The sequence below is a fragment of the Pseudomonas sp. LjRoot277 genome (assembly GCF_964253845.1).
GTDB lineage: Bacteria > Pseudomonadota > Gammaproteobacteria > Pseudomonadales > Pseudomonadaceae > Aquipseudomonas.
Genome location: NZ_CAXURI020000001.1, coordinates 4,769,525 through 4,782,206, shown reverse-complemented (window position 1 = coordinate 4,782,206; position 12,682 = coordinate 4,769,525). Strand labels below are relative to the sequence as shown.

The following is a 12,682-nucleotide window of genomic DNA, read 5'->3' as shown; positions in this document are numbered from 1 at the left end:
AAAATCAAAAGAGTGAACCGTCATGCGCATGAGCCTGAAGGCTAAAGTCCTGTCCCTTGCCGTCCTCCCGGTGTTGCTCTTTGCGCTGGTCATCAGCCTGACCACGTTGTTCATTCTGCAGGAGCAGGCCCGCAAGGAAGTCGAGGAAACGCGCCAACGCCTGCTCAGCGATGCCAAGGCGACGCTGCAAAGCTACGTCGCCGTGGCCATGACCACGATCAAACCACTCTATGATGCGGCCGTCCCCGGTGATGACGCGGCGCGGGCCCAAGTGGTCAAGTTGCTGTCGAGCATCACCTACGGCAAGGACGGCTACTTCTTCGGCTACGACTCCAACACCGTGCGCCTGTTCAAGGCCAGCAGCGCTGAAGGCGTGGGCCAGAGCTTCAGGGACAACCGCGATCCGAATGGCGTCTACGTCAACCGCGACCTGGTGAAAGTCGCCAAGGACGGCACCCACTACCTGCAATACAGCTCGCCGCTGCCGGGCAACACCCAAGTGCTGGTGCCCAAACTCGGCTACACCGAATACCTGCCGAAGTGGGACATGGCCGTTGGTACGTCGGTGAACCTCGACGGCATCGAAGCCCAAGTGGCGCTGGTCGAAATCAAGGTCCAGGAGCGCATGCAAGGCGTGGTGCTGAGCATCGTCGGGATTGCCGTGGTGGTGCTGTTGGTGATCGCCGCCGCCGGGATGCTGCTGGCCAACACCATCTTGCGTCCGCTGAACCTGATGAAAGCCAACCTCGATGACATCGCGGCGGGTGAGGGCGACCTGACGCGTCGCCTGACCATCACCAGCCAGGACGAACTCGGCGAACTGGCCGGCTCGTTCAACCGCTTCGTCGACAAGATCCACGGCCTGGTGCGCCAGATCACTGAAATGACCTCGCAACTGACCGGGCTGGTGAATCAGGTCTCCGATCAGGCCCAGCGCTCGGATCAGGCCATGGAGCGTCAGCGTCACGAGACCGATCAGGTCGCCACGGCGATCAACCAAATGTCCGCCGCCGCTCAGGAAGTGGCGAAAAGTGCGCAAAACGCCGCGGTGGCTGCCCAGCAGACCGACGAAGAAGGCCAGGCTGCCAAGCGTGTGGTGGCCGGCAGCATCGTGAAGATTCATGCGTTGGTGGACGACATTCGCAGCAGCGGCGTGTCTCTCGACAGCTTGCAAAAAGACGTGTCGTCGATTGTCAGCGTGCTTGGGGTGATCCGTTCGATTGCCGAGCAAACCAACCTGCTGGCGCTCAACGCCGCCATTGAAGCCGCCCGTGCCGGTGAGGCCGGGCGTGGTTTTGCCGTGGTGGCCGACGAGGTTCGAGCGCTGGCCAGTCGTACGCAAATCAGCACCCAGGAAATCCAGGGCATGATCGATCGCTTGCAGGCCGGCACTCAGTCGGCGGTGGAAGCGATGCGCCGTTCCAGCGAGGCCGGCGACGGCACGTCGGCTCAGGCCAATGAAGCGGGAGCATCGCTGGACACCATGGCCCAGCTGATCGGCACGATCAATTCGATGAACGCGCAGATCGCCAGCGCCGCCGAAGAGCAGACCGCCGTGGCCGAAGAGATCAACCGCAGCGTGCATCAGATCGCCGTGGCCGTGGACAGCGTTGCCGACGAAACCCAACTCGGCGCCCAGACCTCCCGCAGCCTCGCCGACCTCGGCCAGCGCCTGGGCAAATTGGTCGGACAGTTCCGCATCTGACTGACGGTGCCTTTGTGGCGAGGGAGCTTGCGTGGCGAGGGGGCTTGCCCCCCGTTCGAGTGCGCAGCGCTCGCAAGACTTTGGGGCCGCTGCGCACCCCAACGGGGGCAAGCCCCCTCGCCACAGAAGCATGTTCGACTCAGTTATTTGAGTCTGTCCCAGTATCGCAGCAACTAACGCTGACCCCCGTGTGAGCTGCCGCAGGCTGCGATCTTTTGATCTTTTGATCTTTTGATCTTTTGATCTTTGGCGATGCCGACCCTCCAAGGATCAAGATCAAAAGATCGCAGTCTGCGGCAGCTCCTACACTGGTATTACGGTGCGCATTCGTAGCACCGGACGACCACAACCAATGGAGTCAGACTCATGATCGACAGTGAAAGTATCTGCGACTGCCCCAAATGCTCCTGCAAACTGGGCGAACATCCGATCGCGCGCCATGGCAAGCACTATTGCTGTGAAGCCTGCGCCAAGCACCACGAACATGGCGAAGAATGTGCCAGCAAGGGCTGCAAGTGCGCCCAACGCTGACCACTCATCCAAAAAAAGGTGGAGCCTGATCGGGCTCCACTTTCATTTCAATTTGCCGGCCGCCACTTGACGTTTTCTACGCCGAACTTCTCCGCCATCGGCTTGCTGGTTTTTTGCACCCTCTCTCGGCCGAAACGAGGGATTCGTCCGACCCCCGCGTCGCAACTTGCCCAATGCCAGGCCTCCGCGTTATCCATCTTGTCCAGGCGGATGATGAAAGACTTGGGCGCGCCATGAAGGGTGTATTCAATGACGAAAAGTTTTGCGTTGTTCATAAAGCCCATATTCCTCCCTGTGGTAATACAAGGATCGTCGGGGTTACGGAAAATTCAGTCGAATTGTCAGACGGGTTTCGCCCGTAGCGACAAGCCCCGTGGCTCGTTACCATGCAATCTCTGAAACCCCCAATGATTGCTGCCCATGGCCCTTGCCGCCCCTCCAGACCTGAGTGACACCGATGTGCCCGTGCAACCGCTGGCGCGCACCTATCCACGCGGCTTGTACATCGAGCCGCATGAGCATGTCTGGGGGCAGTTGCTGTATGCGATGAGCGGGGTGATGTGGGTCGAGACGCCCCATGAAGCGCTGGTGGTGCCGCCGCAACGAGCGGTGTGGCTGCCGCCGGGTGTGCCCCACGGGATTCGGGTGGTCTCGGATTTACAGATGCGCAACATCTACTTGCGGCCCTCATTGGCGGCGACGCTGGATGACACGGTTCAGGTGATCGAAGTCGGCGGATTGCTGCGCGAGCTGATCGTCGGGCTGGTGGAGCAGGGCGACGATGGCGCACCCGAGTATTACGAAGCGTTGGTCGGTCTGGCGCTGCTGGAGCTTAGGCGAGCCCGGCGCTCGCTGCTGAAAATCCCCTTGCCGGATGATTCCGACCGGCGCCTGATGAACCTGTGTCAGGCGGTCATGGCCGCGCCATCGCTGGACATTGCCTTCGAACAACACGCCGAAAACGCCGGTGCCAGCGTGCGCACCCTGGCGCGGCTGTTCAAGGACGGTTTGGGCATGGGCTTCGCCGAATGGCGGCGCCAGGTGCAATTGGCGACGGCGGTGGCGGAGTTGATCCAGGGCGTGCCGGTCAGTGCGATTGCCCGGGAGCTGGGTTATTCCCCGAGCAGCTTCAGCGACATGTTCCGTCGGGAACTGGGTGTCGCGCCTTCGCAATTTTCGGCGAGCCAGCGTCAGGATTAAAAGCGCTTTGGCCGATATTCAGAAGCACTTGGCCGATGCTCTTCGCTGTCACTCCTTAGACTCTGGGCCTACCTTAATTGTCCACGGAGTCCGCCATGAGCTTCCTCATCTCATTGGTCATCGGTCTGGGCGTCGGTTTGCTCTACGGCGCTCTGGATTTTCGTTCCCCCGCACCACCGGCCATCGCGCTGGTAGGGCTGCTCGGCATGTTGGTCGGTGAGAAGTTGTGGCCAATGGGCCGACAATTGGTCACTGGCTGGATCTCCTGAACCGTTTATTCATTCGAGGGAAATGCTCATGAAAGCACTGCAATTCGACAAGACCGGTGACCTCTCGGCCCTGCGCTACGTTGAGGTGCCTACCCCCGTCCCCGGCGCCGATGAAGTGCTGGTCCAGATCAAGGCGGCCGGCCTCAACCCCAGCGATGTGAAGAACGTGCTGGGGCGCTTTCCTTACACCACACTGCCGCGGATTCCCGGTCGTGATTTCGCCGGTGTGGTCGTTGAAGGTCCGCAGGCGCTGATCGGTCAGGAAGTCTGGGGCACCGGCCGTGAACTGGGCTTTTTCGCCGACGGTTCGCATGCACAGTTCGTCAAACTGCCGGCCAACGGCGTGGCGCAAAAGCCGACCCATCTGAGTTTTGCCCAGGCGGCCAGCCTCGGCGTGCCGTACACCACGGCGTGGGATGCGTTGGAGCGCAGTGGGGTGACGGCCAGCACTCGCGTGTTGGTGATCGGCGGCGGGGCGGTTGGCACTGCGGCGCTGGCGCTGGCCAAGGTGCGTGGCGCTCAAGTACTGGCAGCGGCGCGGCGGCCGGAACAGATCAAGGATTTGCAGGCCCAGGGGTATCAGACGCTGCAACTGGATAAACCCGAGGACCTCGGCGCACAGGTGAATGCCGTGTATGCCGGCGGTGCCGATGTGATCTTCGACACCACCGGTTTCTGGCTGCCGGCCTCGGTCCCGGCGCTGGCCGCGTTCGGTCGCATCGCGATCATCGCCGCACCGGTGGACGGCCTGGTGCAATTGCCGGCCCTGGCGCTGTATCGCAAGGGCGGTTCGGTGGTGGGGATCAACTCGTTGCTGTACGGCGTCCAGGCGTGTGCGGCGATGCTTGAGCAGTTCGGCACGTTCTTCGATCAGGGCTTGTTGCCATTGCCCGAGGGCTTGTTTGAATCGCCGTTGGCAGAAGGTCTGGAGCGGTATACCGAGGTGAGTGAAGGCAGTGGTGACAAGGTGATTTTGTTGCCGTGATTTGAAGGGCAAAAGATCGTCCGAACGCGGCCCGATCTTTTGATTTTGCCGGTTGAGGGCAAAGGCCTTGGCCAGACTTAAAACTGATACCCAACGCCGGCGTAGTAACCCCAGCCGTCGGAACGGGCGCGGAAGTTACCGTCGCCGAAATTCAATTCGCTGCCATCCTCCCAATTGCCGCCGTTGTGGAAATACCGGCCGACCAGGGTGAAACGCAAGTGGGTGAACGAGTACAGCAACACGTTGGTGGCGACGGTGGCGTTGGCGGTGCGAGCCGGGTTGTCCTTGTGCAAATCCGAGCCGAAGTCGAAGTTGGTGAACCCGATGTAAGTCAGCGACGCGCCGTTGCTGAAGCTGCTGATCGGCACGATGTATTTGAGTTGGGCGCGATAGCCGTCCCATGAATATTCGTTGCTGGCGCCGTAGTTTTCCCACTGATAGCGCCCATAGAAGTTGGCCGACAGGTTGACCCGCGAATGGGTGTCGATGTCGGTGCCCAAACCGCTGTACAGCGTATTCGCGCGGTTGGCGCTGTTACTGCCATGGTCGTAGATCCAGTCGAAGGCGACGTACCATTCCTTGAACGGCCCGATGGCCAGGGTGCGGCCGGCGAGGTAATCGATGGAGATCCGCGGTTCGTGCTCCATGAACACCGGCGAGCCGTGGTCCCACACGCCTTTGTCATGGCTGTTGCCGATGTCGAAGATCTTCGGGATGTCGATGTAGCCATACAACTCGAACGGCCCCTTGCGGCCGAAGTACTCGTATTCCAGATAGATATCGTCGGCCGGTTGCGGGCCGAAACTTATGTCTTTGCTGCCGATGACCGTCAGGTCCTGGTTGAACCAGTCCGAGAGGTACACGCCTTTTTTCGGTGGGCTCGCTTCGGGGCTGAGGCTTTCGCCCTGGGCGGATTCTTCGGCGGGGGCGGGTTGCGCCAAAACGGTGTTGCTGAGTAGTCCTGTAACGCTGGCCAGCAGCAAGGAAACAGCAAAAGTGCGCGAGCAAGTTACGCGGCTGGACGTGCGGTGCATTAAAAGTCCCTTTTCGTGCGGATCGAAGGCCCGGTTCTGCGGGCTTGCGCTGTTATGTAGCGAAAACGCTTGTATCAGCGACTCGCAAACGTTTGCACAAGGCATACCAATTTTGCTCAAGGCACGGAAAAGGCTAGGGATTTGAGGGTTTAACTGTCCTTTCGGTCAACGATTTTCGGGGCCTCAGGAGAGACGACGTTGATGTAGACTCTTCGGCAATGACTTCACAAGGTATGTCCCCCATGAGCGAACCGATTCGTCTGACCCAGTACAGCCACGGCGCAGGATGCGGCTGCAAAATCTCCCCGCAGGTGCTGGAGGTGATTCTGGCCGGCAGCGGGGCGCAGAACCTTGACCCGAAACTCTGGGTCGGCAACGCCTCGCGCGATGACGCGGCGGTGTACGCCATCGATGAAGAGCGCGGCGTGGTGTCGACCGCCGACTTCTTTATGCCAATCGTTGACGACCCGTTCGATTTCGGTCGCATCGCCGCCACCAATGCCATCAGCGACATCTACGCCATGGGCGGCGATCCGTTGATGGCGATTGCGATCCTCGGCTGGCCGGTCAACGTACTGGCGCCTGAGATTGCCCGGGAAGTGATTCGCGGCGGGCGTTCGGTCTGCGATGAAGCAGGGATTCCGTTGGCCGGTGGGCACTCCATCGACGCGCCGGAACCGATCTTCGGCCTCGCCGTGACGGGTCTGGTGGAAAAGCGCCACATGAAGCGCAACGACACCGCCACCGCCGGATGCCTGCTCTATATCACCAAACCGCTGGGCATCGGCATCCTCACCACCGCTGAAAAGAAGGGCAAATTGCGCCATGCCGACATCGGCCTGGCCCGCGACTGGATGTGCACCCTGAACAAACCCGGCAGCCGTTTCGGCAAACTCGAGTGCGTCACCGCGATGACCGACGTCACCGGTTTTGGTCTGCTGGGGCATTTGGTGGAAATGGCTGACGGCAGCAACGTGACCGCTCGCATTGAGTACGACCGCGTGCCGCGTCTGCCGGGTGTCGAGTATTACCTCGACCAAGGCTGCGTGCCGGGCGGGACGCTGCGCAACTTCGACAGCTACGCCAGCAAGCTTGGGCGTCTTCAGGAAATGCACAAACGCGTACTCTGCGATCCGCAGACCAGCGGTGGCCTGCTGGTTGCGGTCACACCTGAAGGTAACGAACACTTCCTCAAGGTGGCCGCCGAACTGGGCCTGACCCTTGAGCCGATCGGTGAACTGATCGAGCGACAGACGAACGCGGTTGAGGTGTTTTGATGTCCATCGAATTCACCGATTACCGCGACATTTTCCTCAACGACCGACCGATGATGGATGCCCGCGCGCCGATCGAATTTCTCAAAGGCTCATTCCCCGGCGTGATCAACTTGCCGCTGATGAATGACCATGAGCGGCAACGGGTCGGCACTTGTTACAAGCAACACGGCCAGCAAGCGGCCATTACGCTGGGGCACCAGTTGGTGTCCGGCGAGATCAAAGCCGAGCGTATCCAGGCCTGGGCCGATTTTGCGCGGGCTCATCCTGACGGGTATTTGTATTGTTTTCGCGGCGGTTTGCGCTCGCAGATCGTCCAGCAATGGCTCAAGGACGAGGCGGGCATCGACTATCCGCGAGTGGGTGGCGGTTACAAGGCGATGCGCACCTTCTTGCTCGACACGCTCGATCAGGCGGTTGCCCAGTGTGATTTCGTCTTGCTGGGCGGCATGACCGGCACCGGTAAAACCGAAGTGCTCACACAGTTACGCAACGGCCTGGACCTTGAAGGTCACGCCCATCATCGCGGCTCCAGTTTCGGTAAACGCGCGACCGGCCAGCCTTCCAATATCGATTTTGAAAACCGCTTGGCGGTGGACCTGCTGAAGAAGCGCGCCCACGGCATCGAGCAGTTTGTACTGGAAGACGAGAGCCGCGCGATCGGCAGTTGTGCGCTGCCGTTGCCGCTGTTTCAGGGCATGCAACAATTCCCGATGGTCTGGCTGGAAGACAGCCTGGAAGGACGAGTCGAACGGATCCTGCTCGATTACGTGGTGGACTTGTGTGCCGAGTTCATCGGCGTGCATGGCGATGAAGGCTTCGCGCTGTTTTCCGAGCGTTTGCTGGAGAGCCTGAACAATGTGCAGAAACGTCTGGGCGGTGAACGCCATCGGCGGATGTTGATGTTGATGGAAGAGGCGCTGACGGAGCAGGCGAGCAGCGGGGCAGTGGACTTGCACCGGGGCTGGATCGAAGGGTTGCTTCGCGAGTATTACGACCCGATGTATGCATTTCAGCGGGAGAAGAAAGGGGGGCGCATTGAGTTTGCGGGGGAGCGGGCTGCGGTGCTTGAGTACCTGCGAGAGCGCGTTTCCCAGCGAGGATGATGTCGTATTTACCGGCCCCTTCGCGAGCAAGCCCGCTCCCACATTTGATCTTTTTCATACACAAATAGTGTGCTCACTAAAAATCTAATGTGGGAGCGGGCTTGCTCGCGAAGGGGCCCGATCAGGCACTGCACCACTCAAGTTGGACAGGTCTCCCGCCCATTATCCAGACCTTGCTTGTAGGCGTGGCTCTGCACACTGGCCTTGCCGTTGTGCCAGGTCAGGGTGAGCACGAACAGCGAGTCGTAATCGCTGGATTCCCAGTCATCGACGATGGTCTGTTTCTTGCCGATGGCTTCTCCCGCAACCTTGTTGATCAGCTCGGGCAAGTAGCCGTGGGACCAGGCGGTGTAGATGACCGAGTTGTGGTACTTGTCTTGAAGCAATTCATCCGCGAGGTCGCTGGTGTCGTTGGCCGAGAAGTTGATGTTCACCGGCAAACCGAGCTTGATCGCGCTGGGGCTGATGGTCATCAGGGGACGGATGTAACTGTAGGAATTGTCCAGTTCGCCTTCCTCGACATTGCGCGTCGGGTTGGCGGCAAACACGTAGTTGGCCTTGCCGAATTTTTCCGGTAGCAAGGTGGCCAGGTCGATGGCGCGGTTCAGGCCCTGGCAGTTGAGCTGGCCGAGGCCTCCCTCTGGTTTTTCCGCGTGACGCAGGAACACCAGCGTCTGGGTGCCGTTTGCCGGTTGGGTGCGGCTTTCGCGGGATTCCAGCACCAGAAACAGCGCGCCGGCTGCCAGCAGGGCGGGCAGTAACAGATAAGCGCGATGTTTGAAGCGGTTGGCGAATTTCAGAGGGTTCATCATGGAATTAAGGGGTCTTCAGCGCATTCGGTTAAGGCTGACAAACCTTTACACCGCGAAATTCCTGCGTCGCGTGTTTTCCATGTCATTGAGCCGGTCCGTTTCAAAGGGGCAGTACTCAGAGTCCTCTGATACCCATTTGGTTCGATTCCGGCAAGTGCGCAGCAATGTACCGGTAACCTTGAACGGGTTGGAGCTTAGGTTATCGACAGGATGTTGCGGATTTGTGGACACGTTACACGTGTAGGAGCTGCCGAAGGCTGCGATCTTTTGATCTTGCTCATCAGTAATATTGATAAAGGCAAAAGATCGCAGCCTTCGGCAGCTCCTACATTATGATCGTCACTCTCGATTTTCTCGTGGATCCTTCCCCATGACTGATCTGTCCTCGTTCCCGATTACCCAAAAATGGCCGGCTCAATATCCCGAGTGGATCCAGCTGTACTCCTTGCCGACACCCAACGGCGTCAAGGTGTCGATCATGCTCGAAGAGATCGGACTGCCCTACGAGCCGCATCGTGTGGGCTTCGACACCGATGATCAGATGTCCCCGGAATTTCTTTCGCTGAACCCCAACAACAAGATCCCGGCCATCCTCGACCCCCACGGTCCGGGGGATCAACCCCTGGCGTTGTTCGAGTCCGGGGCGATTCTGATTTACCTGGCCGACAAGAGTGGGCAACTGCTGGCCCAGGAATCGGCGGCGCGATACGAGACCATTCAATGGCTGATGTTTCAGATGGGCGGCATCGGGCCGATGTTCGGCCAGGTCGGTTTTTTCAACAGATTTGCCGGCAAGGACTACGAGGACAAACGTCCCCGCGACCGCTACGTCGATGAAAGCAAACGCCTGCTTAATGTGCTCAATAACCGCCTGGAAGGGCGCGACTGGATCATGGGCGAGCGCTACACCATCGCGGACATCGCGACCTTCCCCTGGGTGCGCAACCTGATTGGCTTCTATGAGGCGGGCGAGCTGGTGGGCATAAAGGACTTCACCAACGTTACGCGGGTGCTGGAACGCTTTCTGGCGCGGCCGGCGGTGATGCGCGGGCTGGAAATTCCCAAGTCAAACGCTTCGATTTGATCAAGACCAAGGCAGGCCATGCACTCATTCGATTTCAAGCAAGTAGATGTCTTCAGCCGTGTTGCGCTCAAGGGCAATCCTTTGGCGGTGGTGCTCGGCGCCGATGAGCTCAGTGATGAGCGCATGGCGGCGTTCGCCAGCTGGACCAACCTCAGCGAAACCACATTCATACTCGAACCGCGCGATCCTCGCGCCGATTATCGCGTGCGGATCTTCACCACCCTGAACGAATTGCCGTTCGCCGGCCATCCGACGCTGGGCACCTGCCATGCGTGGCTGGAGGCCGGTGGCGTGCCCAAGGGCGAAGAGATCATTCAGGAGTGCGGCGTGGGGCTGGTGCGGGTTCGTCGGCAAGGGGCGGAGCTGGCCTTTCTCGCACCGCCATTGCTCAAAACCGGGCCGGTGGAGGCGGATGTGGTGGAACGGGTACGGCGGGGGCTCGGGCTGGAATCGGGGGCGATTGTGCGCACTCAGTGGGTCGACAACGGTGCGGGATGGCTGGCCGTGATGGTCGAGGATCGCCAGCAGGTGCTGGACCTGCAACCGGATCATTCGCAAATGCTCGGCCTGGCCGTCGGTGTCATCGCGCCATGGCATCTCGAGCGCGATGGCGATGGCGCACAGTTCGAAGTGCGGGCATTCATCTCCGGCGACGGCATGCCGGAAGACCCCGCCACCGGCAGCCTGAACGCCGGGATTGCCCAATGGCTGCTCAGCGAAGGACTGGCGCCGGCGTCCTATGTGGTCAGCCAGGGCCTGACCATGGGCCGCGCCGGACGCATTCAGGTCGAGCAAGTGGGCGACGAGATCTGGATCGGCGGCGCGGTGGTGACCTGCATCAGCGGAACCTTGAGTCTATAGCGCTGAGTGTCGCGGCCTAACGGTTACTCGCCACCAGTTTGATCCCGAACCCGACAAGCGCCATACCGGCGGCGCGGGACGCGATTTTTCGCGCCATGGGGATGGCTTTCAAACGACGGGCCGCGGCATTGCCCAGCAGAACCAGCAAACCCTGATACAGCGCGCTGATGAACGAAACATGCAGCATCATCGCGACCAGGGTCAGACTGGAGGCATCTGGGCGAATGAACAGCGGAAAAAACGCCACAAAAAACAGGATGACCTTGGGGTTGGTCAGGCTCACCGCCAGGGCCGTGCGAAAGTAGAGCCGGGCCGACCGTTTCGGCTCCAGCCCCGCCGAGTCCCGGGCCGCTGGCGCGCGCAGCAATTGCAGGCCGATCCAGCACAAGTACGCGGCGCCGAACCACTGCAGCATCTGGAACAGCAAGGGATTGGCTTGCATCACGGCCGCCAGACCGATGGCCGCCGCAATCATGTATGTCGCATCCCCCAGCAGCGTGCCGCCCACGGCGCCGAACCCGGCGCCCAGGCCATTGCGGGCGGTGGCGTTGAGGATGGCGAAGGTGCCCGGCCCTGGCATTAACTGGAAGATCAGAATCGCGGCAATGAAGCTGCCGTAATTTTGGATATCAAACATGCTGCTTCACTCCCTGTGTTGGTTTTGCTCAATCCTGAACGTTGTCTTTAGCTGGCGCAATGAGGGTGGATTATTGCCGGGCCCGTAACAAAGTCTTCCACAATCGATGTTTGTGCCCCTGACCGTTGAGGGCATAAGCTTCGCCCCCTACGACTTTCGTCTCGTCCTCCGTTTTTCAGGAACCCCTCATGTCCAGTCAGTTCCCCGAAGCACGTCCACGCCGTCTGCGCCGCAATGCGAGCCTGCGCAGCCTGTTCCAGGAAACCGAGTTTAGCTTGAACGATCTGGTGTTGCCGATTTTCGTCGAGGAAGACATCGACGACTTCGTACCGATCAAAAGCATGCCCGGCGTGATGCGTATTCCAGAGTCGAAACTGGCGGGTGAGATCGAGCGTTATGCCCGGGCCGGGATCAAGTCGGTGATGACGTTCGGCGTGTCGCACCATTTGGACGGCAACGGCAGCGACACCTGGAGCGACAACGGTCTGGTGTCGCGCATGTCGCGCATCGCCAAGGATGCGGTGCCGGACATGATCGTGATGTCCGACACTTGCTTCTGTGAGTACACCGACCACGGCCATTGTGGCGTGCTGCACAACCATGAGGTCGACAACGACCAGACCCTGATCAATCTCGGCAAACAAGCGGTGGCCGCGGCCCGTGCCGGTGCCGATGTGATCGCCCCGTCGGCCGCCATGGACGGGTAGGTTCAGGCCATTCGCCGGGCGCTCGATGAAGCGGGTTTCAACCAGACCGCGATCATGGCCTATTCGACCAAGTTTGCCTCGGCGCTCTACGGTCCGTTCCGTGAAGCGGGCGGCAGCGCACTCAAGGGCGACCGCAAAAGCTATCAGATGAACCCGATGAACCGCCGCGAAGCCGTGCGCGAATCACTGATGGACGAGCAGGAAGGCGCCGACGCGCTGATGGTCAAACCGGCCGGCGCGTACCTGGACATCATCCGCGACATTCGTGAAGCCTCGCGTTTGCCGCTGTCGGCGTATCAGGTGAGCGGCGAGTACGCGATGATCAAATTCGCCGCGCAGGCTGGGGCGATAGATGAGGCTCGCGTAGTGCGTGAGAGCCTTGGCGCGATCAAACGGGCCGGGGCGGATTTGATCTTCACTTACTTCGCGATGGACCTGGCCCTGGCCGGGATCTAAGTATCACTGCAGATTAAATGT

General features: G+C 60.3%; 13 protein-coding genes and 2 pseudogenes. 11 read left to right on the top strand and 4 right to left on the bottom strand.

What is annotated here, in order from left to right; translation table 11 throughout:
- Window positions 1-22: 22 nt before the first annotated feature.
- The 3 genes and pseudogenes from ACSQ87_RS22585 to ACSQ87_RS22575 form a co-directional block, all read left to right on the top strand.
- A pseudogene (locus tag ACSQ87_RS22585) lies at window positions 23-799 on the top strand (cache domain-containing protein); the annotation flags it as partial.
- Between the two features lie 84 nt (window positions 800-883).
- Window positions 884-1,705, top strand: a complete 822-nt coding sequence (locus ACSQ87_RS22580; protein ID WP_371922184.1) for a methyl-accepting chemotaxis protein — start codon at window positions 884-886, stop codon at window positions 1,703-1,705.
- 366 nt (window positions 1,706-2,071) lie between these two features.
- Window positions 2,072-2,236 carry a metallothionein gene (locus tag ACSQ87_RS22575; RefSeq protein ID WP_046049906.1) on the top strand — a complete coding sequence of 55 codons (165 nt, stop codon included), beginning with the start codon at window positions 2,072-2,074 and terminating at the stop codon, window positions 2,234-2,236.
- A 47-nt stretch (window positions 2,237-2,283) separates the two neighbouring features.
- On the opposite strand, the gene ACSQ87_RS22570 is transcribed toward ACSQ87_RS22575, so the two are convergent.
- Window positions 2,284-2,511, bottom strand: a complete 228-nt coding sequence (locus tag ACSQ87_RS22570) for a DUF6555 family protein (RefSeq protein ID WP_150656427.1) — start codon at window positions 2,509-2,511, stop codon at window positions 2,284-2,286.
- Between the two features lie 145 nt (window positions 2,512-2,656).
- On the opposite strand from ACSQ87_RS22570, the gene ACSQ87_RS22565 reads away from it, so the two are divergent.
- The 3 genes from ACSQ87_RS22565 (at window position 2,657) to ACSQ87_RS22555 (ending at window position 4,690) form a co-directional block, all read left to right on the top strand.
- Complete coding sequence (locus ACSQ87_RS22565) at window positions 2,657-3,436, top strand: AraC family transcriptional regulator (RefSeq protein WP_134099418.1); 780 nt, start codon at window positions 2,657-2,659, stop codon at window positions 3,434-3,436.
- A 95-nt stretch (window positions 3,437-3,531) separates the two neighbouring features.
- The gene (locus tag ACSQ87_RS22560; protein ID WP_436274411.1) at window positions 3,532-3,705 is read left to right on the top strand and encodes a DUF1427 family protein; all 174 of its coding nucleotides are present in this window, start codon (window positions 3,532-3,534) and stop codon (window positions 3,703-3,705) included.
- Between the two features lie 28 nt (window positions 3,706-3,733).
- Entirely contained in the window at window positions 3,734-4,690 is a 957-nt protein-coding gene (locus ACSQ87_RS22555) for a quinone oxidoreductase family protein (RefSeq protein ID WP_436274410.1), read from the top strand.
- A 77-nt stretch (window positions 4,691-4,767) separates the two neighbouring features.
- On the opposite strand, the gene ACSQ87_RS22550 is transcribed toward ACSQ87_RS22555, so the two are convergent.
- Complete coding sequence (locus ACSQ87_RS22550) at window positions 4,768-5,724, bottom strand: nucleoside-specific channel-forming protein Tsx (protein WP_436274409.1); 957 nt, start codon at window positions 5,722-5,724, stop codon at window positions 4,768-4,770.
- 242 nt (window positions 5,725-5,966) lie between these two features.
- Here ACSQ87_RS22550 and selD point away from each other — a divergent pair, with 242 nt between their 5' ends.
- Both selD and mnmH read left to right on the top strand, forming a co-directional pair.
- On the top strand, window positions 5,967-7,001 hold the full coding sequence (selD, locus tag ACSQ87_RS22545) for a selenide, water dikinase SelD (RefSeq protein ID WP_436274408.1): 1,035 nt from the start codon (window positions 5,967-5,969) through the stop codon (window positions 6,999-7,001).
- A complete protein-coding gene (gene mnmH, locus ACSQ87_RS22540) occupies window positions 7,001-8,104 on the top strand; it encodes a tRNA 2-selenouridine(34) synthase MnmH (RefSeq protein ID WP_436274407.1) in 1,104 nt (367 codons plus the stop codon). Before selD ends, mnmH begins: the two co-directional genes overlap by 1 nt.
- A 137-nt stretch (window positions 8,105-8,241) precedes the next feature.
- Here the strand turns inward: mnmH and ACSQ87_RS22535 are convergent, their stop codons facing one another.
- Complete coding sequence (locus ACSQ87_RS22535; RefSeq protein ID WP_436274406.1) at window positions 8,242-8,916, bottom strand: histidine phosphatase family protein; 675 nt, start codon at window positions 8,914-8,916, stop codon at window positions 8,242-8,244.
- Window positions 8,917-9,286: 370 nt separating this feature from the next.
- Here ACSQ87_RS22535 and ACSQ87_RS22530 point away from each other — a divergent pair, with 370 nt between their 5' ends.
- Together ACSQ87_RS22530 and ACSQ87_RS22525 are read left to right on the top strand one after the other, a co-directional pair.
- Window positions 9,287-10,000: a glutathione binding-like protein gene (locus ACSQ87_RS22530; protein WP_436274405.1), complete on the top strand. Its 714-nt coding sequence runs from the start codon at window positions 9,287-9,289 to the stop codon at window positions 9,998-10,000.
- 18 nt (window positions 10,001-10,018) lie between these two features.
- Complete coding sequence (locus tag ACSQ87_RS22525) at window positions 10,019-10,861, top strand: PhzF family phenazine biosynthesis protein (protein WP_436274404.1); 843 nt, start codon at window positions 10,019-10,021, stop codon at window positions 10,859-10,861.
- A gap of 16 nt (window positions 10,862-10,877) precedes the next feature.
- Here the strand turns inward: ACSQ87_RS22525 and ACSQ87_RS22520 are convergent, their stop codons facing one another.
- Window positions 10,878-11,498 (bottom strand): LysE family translocator, encoded by a 621-nt coding sequence (locus ACSQ87_RS22520; protein ID WP_436274403.1) that lies wholly within the window; start codon window positions 11,496-11,498, stop codon window positions 10,878-10,880.
- Between the two features lie 188 nt (window positions 11,499-11,686).
- Here ACSQ87_RS22520 and hemB point away from each other — a divergent pair.
- Window positions 11,687-12,661 (top strand): annotated as a pseudogene (gene hemB / locus ACSQ87_RS22515) (porphobilinogen synthase).
- The last annotated feature ends 21 nt before the right edge of the window (window positions 12,662-12,682 follow it).

What these genes read in the sequence shown, in the direction of transcription:
- ACSQ87_RS22580 (WP_371922184.1), top strand. Translation starts at nt 884, where the DNA reads ATGACCTCGCAACTGACCGGGCTGGTGAATCAGGTCTCCGATCAGGCC.
- ACSQ87_RS22575 (WP_046049906.1), top strand. Translation starts at nt 2,072, where the DNA reads ATGATCGACAGTGAAAGTATCTGCGACTGCCCCAAATGCTCCTGCAAA.
- ACSQ87_RS22570 (WP_150656427.1), bottom strand. Translation starts at nt 2,511, where the DNA reads ATGAACAACGCAAAACTTTTCGTCATTGAATACACCCTTCATGGCGCG.
- ACSQ87_RS22565 (WP_134099418.1), top strand. Translation starts at nt 2,657, where the DNA reads ATGGCCCTTGCCGCCCCTCCAGACCTGAGTGACACCGATGTGCCCGTG.
- ACSQ87_RS22560 (WP_436274411.1), top strand. Translation starts at nt 3,532, where the DNA reads ATGAGCTTCCTCATCTCATTGGTCATCGGTCTGGGCGTCGGTTTGCTC.
- ACSQ87_RS22555 (WP_436274410.1), top strand. Translation starts at nt 3,734, where the DNA reads ATGAAAGCACTGCAATTCGACAAGACCGGTGACCTCTCGGCCCTGCGC.
- ACSQ87_RS22550 (WP_436274409.1), bottom strand. Translation starts at nt 5,724, where the DNA reads ATGCACCGCACGTCCAGCCGCGTAACTTGCTCGCGCACTTTTGCTGTT.
- selD (WP_436274408.1), top strand. Translation starts at nt 5,967, where the DNA reads ATGAGCGAACCGATTCGTCTGACCCAGTACAGCCACGGCGCAGGATGC.
- mnmH (WP_436274407.1), top strand. Translation starts at nt 7,001, where the DNA reads ATGTCCATCGAATTCACCGATTACCGCGACATTTTCCTCAACGACCGA.
- ACSQ87_RS22535 (WP_436274406.1), bottom strand. Translation starts at nt 8,916, where the DNA reads ATGATGAACCCTCTGAAATTCGCCAACCGCTTCAAACATCGCGCTTAT.
- ACSQ87_RS22530 (WP_436274405.1), top strand. Translation starts at nt 9,287, where the DNA reads ATGACTGATCTGTCCTCGTTCCCGATTACCCAAAAATGGCCGGCTCAA.
- ACSQ87_RS22525 (WP_436274404.1), top strand. Translation starts at nt 10,019, where the DNA reads ATGCACTCATTCGATTTCAAGCAAGTAGATGTCTTCAGCCGTGTTGCG.
- ACSQ87_RS22520 (WP_436274403.1), bottom strand. Translation starts at nt 11,498, where the DNA reads ATGTTTGATATCCAAAATTACGGCAGCTTCATTGCCGCGATTCTGATC.